The sequence below is a fragment of the Paractinoplanes rishiriensis genome, assembly GCF_016862375.1.
GTDB classification, from domain to species: Bacteria; Actinomycetota; Actinomycetes; order Mycobacteriales; family Micromonosporaceae; genus Actinoplanes; species Actinoplanes rishiriensis.
Map to the genome: position 1 here is coordinate 1 of NZ_BOMV01000071.1, position 14,792 is coordinate 14,792.

Consider the following 14,792-nt stretch of genomic DNA (forward strand, 5'->3'; position numbering starts at 1 on the left):
GCGCCCCTGCCACATCCCGCCATCCGGCAGCGGCGCCCCAACGTCATCCCACCGGTTGGCTGGACCGCTTCCGGGTTCGAGGCCTGCGAGTCCGGTCCGGCAGCACTCCTGTGCCAGTACCGTCCCCCGGCCGCGCATCCCCGCCTCGCACGACAACGGCTCCTAAGCGGCCGGTGCGTGGGCTGGCGGCTGGGACCTTGACCTGCACACCACCGGATCGGGTGGTGTCCGCGCCAAGATCTGGGAAGGGGGCACGTACGCCGTCGGGAAGGGGGCACGTACGCCGTCGGGAAGGGGGCACGCGCGCCGTCGGGCGCGGCGGTGGAGGTGCCGCTCAGGCGCTGGCGCCGTGGAGCAGTTCGGTGGGGACCAGCAGGCCTGGTTCGCCGGTGGGGCCGTGGTCGATCTCGCGGCGGCAGCGCTGCACCAGTTCGCGGGCTATCCGCTCTACCGGGATGCGGACGCTGGTCAGGGCCGGTTCGGTGAACGTGCCGATGGCGCCGCCGTCGAAACCGGTCACGGCGACGTCCTTGCCTACCGCGCGGCCCATCGCGTGGGCCACGTGCATGACGACCGCGGCCACCGCGTCGCTGCCGCAGACGATGACATCCGGGGGTGCGGTACGGGTCAGCAGCCGCCGGGTGAAGGCGCGGACGCCACGGTCGGGGCCGTGGCAGACGTTGCGGTCCGGTACGCGGATGCCGTGCGCTGCCAGCCCTTCGGCGAAGCCGGTGAAGCGCTCCGCCTTCCAATACTCGCCGCCGGGTGCACCCGCGTACGCGAAACTGCGGTGGCCCCGCTCCAGCAGATGGCCGACGAGGGCGCGCATGCCGGCCGTGTTGTCCACGTCGACCCACTGCTGCGGCAGGTCGGAGGCCAGCCGGCCCATGCACGCGAACGGGATGCCGTTTTCGGCCAGCAGCCGGACCCGCGGGTCGTCGACGGCCGACTCGGACAGGACGAAGGCGTCGATGTTGCGTTGGGCGATCAGTTCCCGGAAGGTCCGCAGCGGGTCGTCCTGATGGGTGAAGACCACCACCTGGTAGTTGTCCCGCGCCGCCTGCCGGACCAGGGCCTGCACGAAGTGCACGAAGAAGCCGTTCACCGACTGCATCTGCTCGCCGAACATGTGGTAGCCGATCTGCATGGACCGGCGGGACCGCAGGTTTTGCGCGGCCCGGTTGGGCTGGTAACCCAGGGCCGCCATGGCGGCCAGGACGCGGTCGTACGTGTCGGTGGAGACGTTGCCGCGGCGCTCGTTGAGCACGTTGGACACGGTCTGCCGGGACACGCCGGCGTGGGCCGCGACATCGACGATGCCGACCCGCCGGGCCCGCGACGAGCCAGGTTGCATGCCGGTCAGCGTACCGGCCGTCTTGACGGGCCAGCACGGACGTGGAACGTTCAACGCACGCCTGCTCCCCCAGCGTCCCCATCCCCCATCGGAAGCAGGTCATCGTGAGAAGGTTCGGACTTTCGCTGGTCCTCGTCGGTGCGTTTCTCGTGCCGGTGTCACCGGCCTCGGCCGCGCCGGGCAGCCCGGCGGTCCGGCCGCCGCTCGGGTGGAACAGCTGGAACACGTTCGGCTGCGACATCAGCGAGGCGAAGATCCGCGCGGCCGCCGACGCCATGGTCAACTCCGGCATGCGGGCGGCCGGTTACCAGTACGTCGTGGTGGACGACTGCTGGCAGGCGACGACCCGGGACAGCGCCGGCAACCTGCGCTCGGACCCGGCGCGGTTCCCGTCCGGCATGAAGGCGCTGGGCGACTACATCCACGGCAAGGGGCTGAAGTTCGGCATCTACCAGGCGCCCCGCGAGGAGACCTGCGCCCAGTACTTCAACGCGATCGGCGGTGCCACCGGCGCGCTCGGCCGTGAACAGCAGGACGCCAACACGTTCGCGGCCTGGGGTGTTGATTTTCTGAAGTACGACTGGTGCTCGCCCTGGGGCACGCTGACCGACCAGATCGCCGGCTTCACGAAGATGCGCGACGCGCTGCGGGCCACCGGGCGGCCGATCGTCTACTCGATCAACTCGAACAGCGTGCACTCGAACACCGGCCCGTCCTACAACTGGGGGCCGGTCGCCGACATGTGGCGCACCACCGAGGACATCACCGACAAGTGGACCTCCGGCTGCCGCGCCGACTGCTTCATGGGCATCACCGAGATCCTGGACGTGCAGGCCCCGCTGCACTCCTGGGCCGGGCCGCAGCACTGGAACGACCCGGACATGCTCGAGGTCGGCGTCCGCGGCACCTTCACCCCGACCGAGAACCGGGCGCACTTCAGCATGTGGGCGATCATGGCGGCGCCGCTGATCGCCGGCAACGACATCACCACCATGCCGGCCGACGTGCGGACCGTGCTGACCAACCCGGACGTCATCGCGATCAACCAGGACAGCGCCGGCCGGCAGGCGCAGCGGGTCCGGGACTTCGGCGAGACCGAGGTGTGGGCCAAGACGCTCAGCGACGGCTCCGGCGCGGTCGCGCTGCTCAACCGGTCCGGCAGCACCGCGACCGTGTCCACCACCGCCGCCGAGACCGGTATGCCCGCGTCCGCCGGCTACCAGCTGTTCGACGTCTGGACCAAGGCCGGCCGGAACACCACCGGGGCGATCAGCGCCACGGTCCCGCCGCACGGCGTGGTCATGTACCGGGTGCGCACCGGCTCGGGCACCCCGACCGACACCTTCAGCCTGCGCGGTGCCGGGTCGGGCCGCTGCCTGGACGTCCTCGGCGGCGCCGCGGTCGACGGCACCCAGGCCGTCATCTGGGACTGTAACGGCGGCACCACCCAGGCCGTCACCGCGGCGTCCGGTCAGCTGCGCATCGGCGGAAAGTGCCTGGACGCCGACAACAACGGCACCGCGGACGGCACGAAGGTGATCGTGTGGACCTGCGGCAGCGGCACCAACCAGCAGTGGAGCCTGCAGGCCGACGGCACCGTCCGCGGTGTGCAGTCCGGCAAGTGCCTCGACGTCAACCTGGCCGCGACCGCCAACAACAGCACGCTGATCCTGTGGAGCTGCACCGGCGCCACGAACCAGCAGTGGAGCCGCGTGTCAGTGTGAGTCGGCCTCGGCCTGGCTGCCGGTGGCCGGCGCGGATTCGGCGGCGGGCTCGTGGCCGGCGGCCGGGGAAGGCTTCTTGCGGTGCAGGGTCAGCGTCATCACGACCACGATCAGGGCTCCGATGATCAGGCCGAGGATGGCGCTGGCCACCGTGTTGACGATCCATCCGGCCAGGCCGCCGAGTGCGCCCAGGGCGTCGTGCGTCGCCTCCTCGGCGTGGTGCACGGCGTCGTACAGGAAGTGCAGGCCCAGTTCGTCGGCGCCGACCAGCAGGATGTGGCCGCCCACCCAGAGCATCGCGGCGGTGCCGACCACGGTCAGCGCGGTGAGCACCCGCGGCATGCCCTTGACCAGGCCGCGGCCCAGGGCGGCCACGGCGCCGGAGCGCTCGGAGAGCTTCAGGCCGGCGTCGTCCATCTTGACGATCAGTGCCACCGCGCCGTACACCAGCACGGTCATCACCACCGCGACCACGGACAGGATCGCCAGCCGGGACCAGAAGCTCTCGTCGATCACCTCGTTCAGGGTGATCACCATGATCTCGGCGGACAGGATGAGGTCGGTGCGGACCGCGCCGGAGACCAGGGTCTTCTCGTCCTGCTCGCCCTCGCCGTCGCCGTGCGCGTCGTGGTGGGCGATCTTGGCCCAGACCTTTTCGGCGCCCTCGTAGCACAGGTAGGCGCCGCCGAGCATGAGGATCGGGGTGAGCAGGACCGGCACGAACTGGCTGAGCAGCAGAATGGCCGGGAGGATGATGAGGAACTTGTTGCGCAGCGAGCCGAATGCGATGCGCTTGATGATCGGCAGTTCCCGCTCGGCGGCGATGCTGCGGACGTACTGCGGGGTGACGGCGGCGTCGTCGATGACCACACCGGCCGCCTTGGCGCCGGCCTTCGCGGCGGCCGCCCCGATGTCGTCGACCGAGGCGGCGGCGGCCCGCGCCAGCACCGCCACGTCATCCAGCAGGGCAATGAGTCCACCGGCCACGGGGGAAGTCCTTCCAGTTGTTCAGCAGCAGCGTCCGTGCCGGGTCATTGTCGCAAGCGTGCCCGAGCCGCGGTGTCCACCTCGGGTTCCCGGATGCGGCGCCGGGAAACCCAGCGCTCGAACAGCAGCGTGGTGAGCGGCGGGATCGACGCGGCGAGACCGGCCACGGTGCGCAGCAGTGACCAGCGCTCGGCCCGGGCAACCCACAAAACCGCGACGAGGTACGCGACGAAGAGCGCGCCGTGCAGCCGGCCGAACAGCCACACACCCGCCTCGGTGGTCTCGGGGATGTACTTCAGGTACATGCCGACAAGCAGCCCGGTCCAGGAGATCGCCTCGGCGACGGCGGTGATCCGGAAGACGCGGTACGGCGTTGGCATGGTGCTCCTCGGTGCTTCCCGGTGCTACGGCGACTCCGGACGAGGATAGTGGCTCGTGATCAGCCGGACTGACGGACGGTGCCGTCCGCGGCAATCTGCAGCTTGGCCTGCGGCGTCCCGGTGCCCGAAGGACAGGGTGCCGCGTCGCACACGGCGACGGGTGTCACGCGTACCTCCGCATTGATCTTGAATTTGGCCTTGTCCGGCGTCGTCACCGTCACGGTCACCGGATCCAGGGTCAGCGGCGGGACCGGCGCGTAGCCGAACCCCGGACCGGGACCGGGCAGGCGCACCGCACTGCACGCCGTGTCGGGCGCGGCGCCGGTCGGGCAGGGCAGCGCGCTCATCGGGCCCGAGACCATCAGCGGCACGTCCTGCTCGTGACAGCCCCACGAACCGCAGGTCCGCAGATGCACCGACGGCACCCGCGGCGCGACCGCCTGCTCGACCTCGACCCCGAAGCCTCGCAAAGCCGCCGCGCCGGTGGACCCGCCCACCGACTCGGCGCCGGCACAGCCCGCGACCGTGACCAGCAGCAACGCGGCCCACACCGGTCTCATCACGACCCGCTCACAACATCTGCCCACTTTCGCCCCCGCGCGGCCACCGATGCCGGCGCCGGCCGCCCTACCGTCGCGATCATGCCGCTCACGCTGCCCACCCACCCGACCGCCGTCGTGCCGCTGAAGCTGTGGCGGCCCCGCTGGTTCGACGGCGTGGCCCTGGTCGTCGGGGCGGTCGCACCCGACGTGGGCTACGTGACCTACGGCATCACCGGCGAGACCGTGCGCACGCACAACCTACTCGCCCTGCTGTGGTGGAGCCTGCCGGTGACCTTCGTGGCCGCCCGCCTGGTCCGCTGGGCGGCACCCGCGGTCGCCGCCAACCTGCCGGACGCGGGTGTGCTGCGGCTGCGCGACTACGGCGTCCTCGGCTCGGTGCGCCATCCCTGGTACGTCACCGCGATCTCGGCGCTGCTCGGCGCGTTCAGCCATCTCGCCTGGGACTGGTTCACGCATCCGGGCTACTTCCCATCGTTGCAGTCCGAGGTGCTGCCGGGCTGGCCCTGGTGGGGCGTGCTGTCGGACGCCTCCAACCTGGCCGGTTTCGCCGGCGGCACGCTGCTGCTGCTCCACGTCGGACGGTACCGCCTGCTGCGGAAGTGGCACGGCCCGCCGGCCCGCCGGCGGCGGCAACCGGTCCGGTTCTGGACGGTCGTCGCGGTGGCGCTCGGTACCGGCGTGACCCTGGTGCTCGCCCGGCCGGTCGACTGGATGGCCGGGCAGGCGATCCGGGTCATGCTGGTCGCCGCGGTGGCGGTTCTGTGCGCCGCCGGGGTGACCCGGTTGACAGACCGGCAGCTGGGCGCGCATGCTCCTAATCGTGTTAGGCAAGCCGAACCGCAATAGGATTGACGAACGCCGTTCGGAAACGCGGCGGGAGATCATCGAAGCTGCCTGGCAGACCGCCCGGGAGAAGGGCCTCGCCCAGGTGACCCTGCGCGACGTGGCCGACCTGGTGGGCATGCGGCCGCCGTCGCTCTACACCCACTTCGCCTCGAAGAACGCGATCTACGACGCGATGTTCGCGGACGCCTGGGCCACGTTCCTGGCGCACAGCGAGGCCGCCGAACCGGGTGAACCGGCGACCAGCCGCGCGGCGATGCGGTACTACGCCCGGGTCTTCTTCGACTTCGCGGTCGCGTTCCCGGCCCGGCACCAGCTGATGAACCTGCGCACCCTGCCCGACTTCACGCCGAGCGCCGAGGCCTACGCCCCGTCGGTCGCGGTGATGACCGCGTTCGTCGCCCGGATGGCCCGGCACGGCGTCACCGCGCAGGACGACATCGATCTGTTCGTGGCCGTCGTGAGCGGCATGGTCGACGCCCAGCTCGCCAACGACCCGGGCGGCCGGCGGTGGTCCCGGCTCCTGGACCGCGCCATCGACATGTTCGCCGACAACGTCGGCATCACCAGCGAGAGGACCCGGCCGTGACGACAACACCGATGGTCTCGCCGATCGACCACGACACCGCGATGGCGATCGCGGCCGCGGAATACGACCGGGGCGCCGCACTGCTGGACCGGCTCGACGCGGCGCACTGGTCCGCGCCGACCGTCAACGACGGCTGGGACGTCCGCGCCACGGTGGGCCACATGGTCGGCATGATGGCGATGATGAGCAGCGCCGGCCAGCTCGTCCGCCAGCAGATCACGGCGCAATGGGCCGCCCGCCGCAGCGGCGCGCCGGTGTCGATCGACGAGCTGACCGCGTTCCAGGTACGGAGCAACGCCGGGCTCACGGTCGAGCAGTTGCTCGGCAGGTACCGCGCGCTGACCGGCCCGGCGGTGCGCGGGCGCCGGCGACTTCCGGCCTTCGTCCGCCGCCGGACCCTGCCCGAACGCCAACTGGTCAACGGGCAGTTGGAGAGGTGGACCGTCGGCTACCTCGCCGACGTGATCCTCACCCGCGACCCGTTCATGCACCGCCTGGACATCCACGCGGCGACCGGCCTCGAACCCGTGGTCACCGCCGAGCACGAGGGCAGCATCGTCGACCTCGTGGTGCGCGAGTGGGCCGGCCGCCACGGCGAGCCGTACACCGTGGAGCTGACCGGCCCGGCCGGCGGCCTCTGGTCCACCGGCGGGCCGCCGGTCAAGCTCGACGCCCTCGACTTCTGCCGGATCGTGTCCGGCCGCCCCGCCGTGTCGACCGCACCCGAACCGGCCGGGCTGCTGGCTGTGGGGGTGCCGTTCTGAGGCTCACTCGCGCGGCCGGGCTACCCCGGCCCGGCGGACGGCGGCGAGCGCGGCGCCGGCCGCGAGCAGGGCGGCGAGCGCCGCGAAGCCCCAGGCGAGGCTCGTGAGCGTGGCCACACCGGCGACCAGCAGCGGCCCGCCGGCGTCGCCGAGTTCGCGGCCCAGTTCGGCTGAGCCCATGGTCTGGCCGAGCCGTTCGGCCGGGGTGCCGGCCGCCAGCGCCGCGAAGCCCAGCGGGGTGATCAGCCCGGTGCCCAGGCCGATCAGCGCGGCGCTGATCAGCACGCCGGCCAGGCCCGGCAGCACCGCCGCCGCCAGCCCGGCCGCGGTCACCACCAGGCCGGTGATCAGCCCGGTGCGGATGGCGAGGCGCCCGTCGTCGAGGGCGCGGCCGGCCCACGGCTGGACAACCGCGGCGCAGGCCGCCAGCAGCGAGACCGCCGCGCCGGTGGCGATCGTGCCGAGGCCGGCCGCGCGCCCGGACACCGGCAGGAAGCCGACGCCGACCGACAGCGCCGCCGTCGCCGCGGCCAGCGCGCCGGTCGGGGCCAGGAACGCCGGTTCGGTGAGCCGCCGGACCAGGTCGAGCACCGTCTGCCGGGCCATGGCCAGCGGCTGGACGACCGGGACGGCCAGCAGCGCCCAGGCGGCGACGACCGCGCCGAGCACCGCGAGCACCGCGAACAGCAGACGCAGGCCGCCGGCCCACACCAGCAGGCCGCCGAGCAGCGGGCCGAGCGTGTAGCCGATGGACTTGTAGAAGCCGTACGACCCGAACGCCCGGCCGTGCTTCGCGGCCGGGTTGAGCCGGGCGACCAGCGCGGACGCCGCCGGCGAGAACGCCGACGCGGCCGCACCCTGGCCGAGACGGGCGGCCCAGAGCCAGCCCGGGCTGTCCGCGACGACGTAGACCAGCGAGGCCGCGGCGAAGGCGACCAGCCCGCCGAGCAGCACCGGCCGCGCGCCGATCCGGTCGGCCAGGGTGCCGAACAGCGGCTTGAGCAGCACCTCGGCGCCGTCGTACAGGGCCAGCAGCCCGCCCAGCACCAGCAGCGAGGTGACCGCGTCGCCGGCGAAGCCGCCGAGGTTCGCGGCGATGCCGTGCGCACCGAACGCGGTGGTGAACCCGGCCGCGTACAGCGGCCACATACGCCTACGCTCAGCCGTCACCGGCTGAGCGTAGGCACACCCGCTACGGCGTTCCGCCGATGTAGGCGAACCGCCAGTGCTGCCATGGCTCGCCGGTGCCCCAGCACTTCCACTGGACCGCGTCGTTACCGGCGGTCTTGTCCAGGCACTTCTGGCTGTGCCGGGCGATCAGCCGGACGTACCCGGCGGTGCCGATCGGTTCGAGCTGCCACTGCTCGTTGGTGTTGCCCGAACAGGTCGCCTGCACGACGTCGGACCCGTCCGCCTGCCCCCACCAGGCCACGTTGAGGCACATGCCGGTGTGCCGGGCACGGATGTAGTAGTAGTTCCTGCCGTCGAAGTTGCCGGCCAGCTCGCGGTACCACAACTGGTTGTCGGCACCGACACAGCGCCAGGTGCCGACGTTCGCGGCGTGCCCGGTGGCGGCGCCCCAGACGTCGAGACACTGGTCGTTCCAGCCGTTGACGACCTGGTAGTAGGCCGGTTCGGCGCGAGCCTGCGCCGCGGTGGGTGCGGCGACGGCGCCGAGAACGGCCGCCGCCACGGTCAGCAGGGACAGGAATCGGTTCATGGGCTTGACTCCTCCGGTCACTTGGGACTGAGACCCCAGAATCCGATGTGCACCGCCGCGGTGCATCGGGGTTGACCCGCGGCCGGAGGCAGGGTTTTCCCGGTTGCCGTGTCCAGAACTCGATTGAACGCACGGCGCGATGTTGCCAGCATCGACGGGTGGCCGGACGGGACGGCATCCGCACGCATCGCACCGGCTCGCCGGGTGCTGCGGCGATCGCTGCCGGGTGTGCGGCCGCCCTCCTCGTCACCGCGGTCGCCGCCGTGATCCCGCTGGGCCGCCAGACGGTCGGTGGCTGCTGATGCGGGTCGCGCTGGCCGACGACTCCCGGCTGTTCCGCGACGGCCTGGCCATGATGCTGACCGCGGCCGGGATCGACGTCGGCGCCCGGGTCGGCACCGGCCGCGAACTGCTGGCCGTGGTGGCCGCCGACCGCCCCGACGCGGTGATCCTGGACATCCGGATGCCGCCGAGCTTCACCGACGAGGGCCTGCGCACCGCCGAGGAACTGCACGACCGGTACCCGCAGGTCGGCGTGCTGGTCCTCTCCACGTACGCGGAGTCCAGCTATGCGGCGCGGCTGCTCGGCGAGCGGGCCGGCGGCGTCGGCTACCTGCTCAAGGACCGGGTCGACGACGTCGGCACGCTGCGCGACGCGCTGCAGCGGGTGGTGCGCGGCGAGGCGGTCGTCGACCAGGAGGTCGTGCTGGGCCTGCTCCGCAGCCGGCGGCGGGCCCACGAGCTGGGCCGGCTCAGCGACCGGGAGCGCGAGGTGCTGCGGCTGATGGCGCAGGGCCGCTCCAACGCCGGCATCGGCCGGCACCTGCACCTCACCGCGAAATCGGTCGAGGCGCACGTGTCGTCGGTGTTCACCAAGCTGGACCTGTACGCCACCGCGGACGACAACCGCCGGGTGCGCGCGGTGCTGGCCTGGCTGCGCGCCGAGGCCCTGCTCGGCGAGCCGTGACCAAGCCGGCCGTCCGGCCGTCCGGATCTAGGTGGTCTGCCGGGCCCGGAACTTGGCGACCTTGGCGCGGTTGCCGCAGCGGCTCATGTCACACCAGCGGCGGGTCCCGCGGGCCGAGTTGTCGAGGAACATCCGGGTGCAGGCCGGGCCCTCGCACTCGTGCAACTGGGCCGTCGCCGGTCCGGTGACCAGCGCGATCGCCGCCCGCGCGACGAGCGAGAGGGACGCCCGCGCGGAACCCGAGCGGACCAGCGCACCGGTGTCGTCGATGCGCACTAGCGGCGGCGCGACCGCGGCGGCCTCGTTGACGACGGCGCGGTCGGCCGGATCGAACACGGCGGCGGTCATGGCGGCGTACGCCAGGCGGTAGATGGCTTCGCGCAGCTCCTTGGCGGCGGCGAGGTCCGCGTCGCCGACGACGGCCGACGGGTCGCCGACGCCGGCGGCCGCGAACCAGCGGTGCAGGTCGGCGGGGGTGTGCAGGAACTCCACGGGGGTGCCGCCGTACCGCCGGCCGAGGGTGCCGGTCAGGTCGAGCGCGAGGTCACCGCCGAAGAAGTTGAACTCCACGCGGCCATGGTAACCAGCTTGACCGGTTTCATCAGAGCGCCCATCATGTAACCGGACCGACTGGTTACACGATGGGAGTGGTACGCCAATGACCGTGCGACTGGGTATCAACGGCTTCGGCCGCATCGGCCGCGCCCTGCTCCGGGCCCAGCTGCGGCGCCGGGAGGATGTCGAGATCGTCGCCGTCAACGACCTGACCGGGGCGCGGACGCTCGCGCACCTGCTGAGGTACGACACCACCGCCGGCACGCTGCCCGCCGTCGTCACCGGCGGCGACGACGCGATCGAGGTGGACGGCGCGAAGATCACCGTGCTGGCCGAACGCGATCCGGCCCGGCTGCCGTGGCAGGAACTGGGCGTGGACGTCGTCGTCGAGTCGACCGGACGGTTCACCGACGCGCACCGGGCCCGCGCGCACCTCGACGCCGGCGCCAAGCGGGTGCTTATCTCCGCGCCCGCCACCAACGAGGACCTGACCCTGGCGATCGGCATCAACGACGACCGGTACGACCCGGACCGCCACCGGATCGTCTCGAACGCCTCGTGCACGACGAACTGTCTCGCCCCGATGGCGAAGGTCCTCGACGACACGTTCGGGATCGAGCGGGGCGCGATGACCACCATTCACGCGTACACCCAGGACCAGAATCTGCAGGACGGACCGCACCGCGACCCGCGCCGGGCCCGTGCCGCGGCACTCAACCTGATCCCCACCACGACCGGTGCCGCCACGGCGATCGGCCTGGTCCTCCCCCGGCTCGGCGGCCGGCTGGACGGTTACTCGATCCGGGTGCCGGTGCCGGTCGGCTCGCTCACCGACCTGACCGCCGAACTGAGCCGGGAAACCACGCCGGACGAGATCAACGCCGCCTTCCGGGCGGCCGCCGACGGCCCGCTGCGCGGCATCCTGGAGTACACCGAGGACCCGATCGTCTCCAGCGACATCGCCGGCAGCCCGGCCTCGTGCATCTTCGACGCCAGTCTCACCAAGGTCGTCGGCGGCACCCAGGCCAAGATCTACGGCTGGTACGACAACGAGACCGGCTTCGCCAACCGACTCCTCGACACCACCCTCCGGATGGCCGCCTGACCACACCGGCGAGGTGGCGGTGTCCGCCACACCGACCCGGTGGGCCGCGATCTGTTCGCCCCGAGGCCGCCCGCACCCCGGAAACCACGCTGCCCGGCCGCGAGTGCTGGCTCCCGACCCACCCACCGACCTGGTCGGTCCGGGCGACGGCGTCCTCGGGGTCCGCCAGCACTGCCACGACGGCTACCGGTATGCGGGCCAGTGCTCGGGGATAGGTTGGTGGGGTGCTCTACACACGTCTGGGAAGTTCGGGTCTCAAGGTCAGCCGCATCGCGCTCGGGTGCATGAGCTTCGGGGAGCCCGATCGCGGGTCCAACCAGTGGGCGCTCGCCGACGACGACGCCGAGCCGGTCTTCCGGCAGGCGCTCGAGCTGGGGATCACGTTCTGGGATACGGCCAACGTCTACGGCGACGGCAGCTCGGAGGAGATCGTCGGGCGGGCCGTCCGGAAGTATGCCGACCGGGACTCGATCGTGCTGGCCAGCAAGGTGTTCTTTCCGATGCACGACGGGCCCGGCGGGTCGGGGCTGTCGCGCAAGGCGATCATGGAGCAGATCGACGCGTCGCTGACCCGGCTCGGCACGGACTACGTCGACCTCTACCAGATCCACCGGTTCGACCCGGAGACGCCGGTCGAGGAGACCATGGCGGCGCTGCACGACGTGGTCCAGGCCGGCAAGGCCCGTTATCTGGGCGCCTCCTCGATGTGGGCCTGGCAGTTCGCGAAACTGCAGCACACCGCCGGCCTCGGCGGCTGGACCAGGTTCGTCTCCATGCAGAACCAGTACAGCCTGCTGCAGCGCGAGGAGGAGCGGGAGATGTTCGGCCTGCTCGCCGACCAGGGCGTCGGGTCGGTGCCGTGGAGCCCGCTGGCCAAGGGGCGGCTGGCCCGGCCGTGGGACGAGCAGACCACCCGCCGCGCCGGGGCCGACCCGCTGCACGCCCGCTACGAGGGCGCCGAGAACCGGCCGATCGTCGACGCGGTCCGCCGCGTCGCCGAGGCGCGCGGGGTGCCGATGGCGCAGGTGGCGCTCGCCTGGGTGCTGCGCAACCCGGTGGTCGACGCGCCGATCGTCGGCCCGACCAGGCCGCACCACCTGGCCGACGCGGCGGCCGCGCTCGACCTGGACCTGACCGCCGACGAGATCGCGGCGCTGGAGGAGCACTACACGCCCCGGCTGCCGTCCGGGTACTGACGGCTCCAGGGCGCCGTGACGGCCGCGACGAGCGGGAACGCGACCTCCACGGCCAGCACGCGCAGCAGCGGATTCGCCAGCCGGCGCTGCCAGTCCAGGGCCGGGCGAGCCTCGTCGACGGCTGCCGGGGCGTACGCCAGCATGCGATTTTGGAAGCGCGCCAGCGCGACCGGAACGCTCGCCTCAGCCAGGTCGGCGCTGAGATGCCCGGCATCGACGAGGGCCGTGCTCGCGCCCGCGCCGGCGGTCGGCGGCATCGGGTGCACGGCGTCGCCGATCAGCGTGATCCGGTCCGAGCGCCAGGGTCCGAGCGCGCCCGGGAAGACGAACGGGAACGCGGCCACGCTGCCCGGATCGGAGGCGGCCAGCAGGTCGCGGTAGCCGGGTGACCAGCGGGCGGTCAGCGCGAGCGCCTCGGCGAGCAGCAACTCCGGCCGCATCCCGGTGACGTCGGCCGAGAACCGGTCGAGGGGCGCGGCGACCGACCACACGAGGTAGGGCCGCTCGCGGATGACGCCGTCCGGCAGGTCGCCGGTGCGCGGGTGGTGGGCGGCCAGGAACATGCCGGTGCCGCGCGGGCCGATCGCCAGGCCGAGCCCGCGCCGCAGGTCGGCCGGGGCGGCAACCGGGCGGTCGCACAGCTGGACGGTGCCGGCGATGGCGGCCACCCCGGCGGGCCGGGCGGCGGGCCGGCCGGTCAGGTGCTGGGTCACGACCGAGCGGATGCCGTCCGCGCCGACCAGGACGTCGAGCTCGGTGGCCGGGCCGTCGCCGGTGTGGACCGTGACGCCGCCGGGATGCTCGCGCACGGCGGTGACCCGGGTGCCCCAGCGCACCACGTCGCCGAGACCGCGGGCCAGCAACTCGCGCAGCGGGCGCCGGCCGATCAGCAGGTTGTCCGCGCCCGGGATCGGCAGGCGGATCCGGGTGCGGCCGCGGTGGTCGAGGACGGCGATCTGCCGGAACGTACCGGGCGCCGCGGCGGTTCCCTCGATCGCGGCGGCCAGCCCGGGCGGGAGCAGGCCGCGCAGCGCTCCGAGCGACGCGGGCGTCAGGTGCAGCCGGTAGCCGGCCGTGTCCCGCGGCCGGGCATCTCGTTCGAAGACCACGGTCTCGAAGCCCTGCCGCCGTAGTCCGTGTGCCAGCGCCAGGCCCCCGATGCCGCCGCCGGCGATCCCGACTCTCATGGCGTCCATCGTGCCCCGCGGGGCATAGGATCACGCGCGTGCGGCACTACATGGCTGAGCTTTACTCCCCCGCCGGTGCCCGGGGCATGCTGGCCGCGTACGGGCACTACGGCCGTCCGGTGCTGGTGTTCCCCACCGAGAACGGGCACGCCCGCGAGTTCGCCGACCGGGGGCTGGTGGCGGCGGCCGGCGACCTGATCGAGGCGGGCAGGGTGAAGTTGTACGGTGTGGACTCGTTCGACGCGGGCACCTGGTCGGCCGGCGACCTGCCGCTGGAGGAACGCGCCCGGCGGCACGGCGCCTACGAGTCGTGGATCGTGGACGCGGTGGTGCCGCACATCCGGGCCGACAGCGGTGGCGCGGCCGAGATCGTGGTGGCGGGCTGCTCGATGGGCGCGTTCCACGCACTCAACTTCGCCTTCAAGCGGGCCGACCTCTTCCCGCTCGCCCTCTGCTTCTCCGGCAACTACGACCCCACGTCCTGGCGCGGGTGGGGCGAGCAGGGCGACGCGCTCTACTTCAACAATCCGATGGCGTACGTGGCCAACCTGCACGGCGACCATCTGGACTGGCTGCGGTCCCGGCTGTCGGTGCTGCTCGTCTGCGGGCAGGGCCAGTGGGAGGACACCACGGGCTCGCTGGCGTCCACCCGGCGGATGGCCGAACTGCTCACTGCCCGGGGCGTACGGCATGAACTGGATCTTTGGGGTTTCGATGTGCCGCACGATTGGCCGTCCTGGCGGGCGCAACTGGCCCACCACCTGCCCCGGTTCTGTTAACGCGGTGGGCCGGCCCGGCGATGACGAGGGCGGCGCTGAGTGACCGCGTTGCCGCCCATCGGCGTGGCGAAGAACCACC

At 72.5% G+C, this 14,792-nt stretch carries 17 protein-coding genes; 9 read left to right on the top strand and 8 right to left on the bottom strand.

The annotated features are described in order from the left end of the window. Positions 1–334: 334 nt before the first annotated feature. On the bottom strand, positions 335–1,354 hold the full coding sequence (locus Ari01nite_RS33265; RefSeq protein WP_203786210.1) for a LacI family DNA-binding transcriptional regulator: 1,020 nt from the start codon (positions 1,352–1,354) through the stop codon (positions 335–337). 104 nt (positions 1,355–1,458) lie between these two features. Here Ari01nite_RS33265 and Ari01nite_RS33270 point away from each other — a divergent pair, with 104 nt between their 5' ends. Further along, a complete protein-coding gene (locus Ari01nite_RS33270) occupies positions 1,459–3,078 on the top strand; it encodes a glycoside hydrolase family 27 protein (protein WP_239163242.1) in 1,620 nt (539 codons plus the stop codon). On the opposite strand, the gene Ari01nite_RS33275 is transcribed toward Ari01nite_RS33270, so the two are convergent. Genes Ari01nite_RS33275 through Ari01nite_RS33285 form a run of 3 tightly spaced genes read right to left on the bottom strand, consistent with a single transcriptional unit; the run spans position 3,070 to position 5,008 of the window. Next, positions 3,070–4,065: a DUF808 domain-containing protein gene (locus Ari01nite_RS33275; RefSeq protein ID WP_203786211.1), complete on the bottom strand. Its 996-nt coding sequence runs from the start codon at positions 4,063–4,065 to the stop codon at positions 3,070–3,072. The genes Ari01nite_RS33270 and Ari01nite_RS33275 overlap by 9 nt on opposite strands. Before the next feature lie 44 nt (positions 4,066–4,109). Beyond that, complete coding sequence (locus tag Ari01nite_RS33280) at positions 4,110–4,445, bottom strand: DUF3817 domain-containing protein (RefSeq protein ID WP_203786212.1); 336 nt, start codon at positions 4,443–4,445, stop codon at positions 4,110–4,112. 59 nt (positions 4,446–4,504) lie between these two features. After that, positions 4,505–5,008 carry a hypothetical protein gene (locus Ari01nite_RS33285; RefSeq protein WP_203786213.1) on the bottom strand — a complete coding sequence of 168 codons (504 nt, stop codon included), beginning with the start codon at positions 5,006–5,008 and terminating at the stop codon, positions 4,505–4,507. A gap of 78 nt (positions 5,009–5,086) precedes the next feature. Between Ari01nite_RS33285 and Ari01nite_RS33290 the strand changes: the two genes are divergently transcribed. The 3 genes from Ari01nite_RS33290 to Ari01nite_RS33300 are packed head-to-tail and all read left to right on the top strand — an operon-like array spanning position 5,087 to position 7,204. Further along, on the top strand, positions 5,087–5,854 hold the full coding sequence (locus tag Ari01nite_RS33290; RefSeq protein ID WP_203786214.1) for a DUF4184 family protein: 768 nt from the start codon (positions 5,087–5,089) through the stop codon (positions 5,852–5,854). Continuing rightward, positions 5,829–6,440: a TetR/AcrR family transcriptional regulator gene (locus tag Ari01nite_RS33295; RefSeq protein ID WP_203786215.1), complete on the top strand. Its 612-nt coding sequence runs from the start codon at positions 5,829–5,831 to the stop codon at positions 6,438–6,440. Before Ari01nite_RS33290 ends, Ari01nite_RS33295 begins: the two co-directional genes overlap by 26 nt. Continuing rightward, the gene (locus Ari01nite_RS33300; protein WP_203786216.1) at positions 6,437–7,204 is read left to right on the top strand and encodes a maleylpyruvate isomerase family mycothiol-dependent enzyme; all 768 of its coding nucleotides are present in this window, start codon (positions 6,437–6,439) and stop codon (positions 7,202–7,204) included. Before Ari01nite_RS33295 ends, Ari01nite_RS33300 begins: the two co-directional genes overlap by 4 nt. Positions 7,205–7,207: 3 nt before the next feature. On the opposite strand, the gene Ari01nite_RS33305 is transcribed toward Ari01nite_RS33300, so the two are convergent. Together Ari01nite_RS33305 and Ari01nite_RS33310 are read right to left on the bottom strand one after the other, a co-directional pair. Next, a complete protein-coding gene (locus Ari01nite_RS33305) occupies positions 7,208–8,374 on the bottom strand; it encodes an MFS transporter (protein ID WP_239163243.1) in 1,167 nt (388 codons plus the stop codon). 22 nt (positions 8,375–8,396) lie between these two features. Continuing rightward, complete coding sequence (locus Ari01nite_RS33310) at positions 8,397–8,924, bottom strand: RICIN domain-containing protein (protein WP_203786217.1); 528 nt, start codon at positions 8,922–8,924, stop codon at positions 8,397–8,399. 158 nt (positions 8,925–9,082) lie between these two features. Between Ari01nite_RS33310 and Ari01nite_RS33315 the strand changes: the two genes are divergently transcribed. Next, positions 9,083–9,226 carry a hypothetical protein gene (locus Ari01nite_RS33315; protein ID WP_203786218.1) on the top strand — a complete coding sequence of 48 codons (144 nt, stop codon included), beginning with the start codon at positions 9,083–9,085 and terminating at the stop codon, positions 9,224–9,226. Continuing rightward, entirely contained in the window at positions 9,226–9,891 is a 666-nt protein-coding gene (locus Ari01nite_RS33320) for a response regulator transcription factor (protein WP_203786219.1), read from the top strand. The genes Ari01nite_RS33315 and Ari01nite_RS33320 overlap by 1 nt, the downstream gene beginning before the upstream one ends. A gap of 27 nt (positions 9,892–9,918) precedes the next feature. On the opposite strand, the gene Ari01nite_RS33325 is transcribed toward Ari01nite_RS33320, so the two are convergent. Next, positions 9,919–10,461, bottom strand: a complete 543-nt coding sequence (locus Ari01nite_RS33325) for a CGNR zinc finger domain-containing protein (protein WP_203786220.1) — start codon at positions 10,459–10,461, stop codon at positions 9,919–9,921. 88 nt (positions 10,462–10,549) lie between these two features. On the opposite strand from Ari01nite_RS33325, the gene gap reads away from it, so the two are divergent. Then, complete coding sequence (gap, locus tag Ari01nite_RS33330) at positions 10,550–11,551, top strand: type I glyceraldehyde-3-phosphate dehydrogenase (RefSeq protein ID WP_203786221.1); 1,002 nt, start codon at positions 10,550–10,552, stop codon at positions 11,549–11,551. Positions 11,552–11,775: 224 nt separating this feature from the next. Beyond that, a complete protein-coding gene (locus tag Ari01nite_RS33335; protein WP_203786222.1) occupies positions 11,776–12,747 on the top strand; it encodes an aldo/keto reductase in 972 nt (323 codons plus the stop codon). Here Ari01nite_RS33335 and Ari01nite_RS33340 read toward each other — a convergent pair. After that, positions 12,717–13,934 carry an FAD-dependent oxidoreductase gene (locus tag Ari01nite_RS33340; protein ID WP_203786223.1) on the bottom strand — a complete coding sequence of 406 codons (1,218 nt, stop codon included), beginning with the start codon at positions 13,932–13,934 and terminating at the stop codon, positions 12,717–12,719. The two genes, Ari01nite_RS33335 and Ari01nite_RS33340, sit on opposite strands and share 31 nt — an antisense overlap. A 38-nt stretch (positions 13,935–13,972) precedes the next feature. Here Ari01nite_RS33340 and Ari01nite_RS33345 point away from each other — a divergent pair, with 38 nt between their 5' ends. Continuing rightward, positions 13,973–14,713, top strand: coding sequence for an esterase family protein (locus Ari01nite_RS33345; protein ID WP_203786224.1), 741 nt, complete (start codon positions 13,973–13,975; stop codon positions 14,711–14,713). Positions 14,714–14,792: the final 79 nt, after the last annotated feature.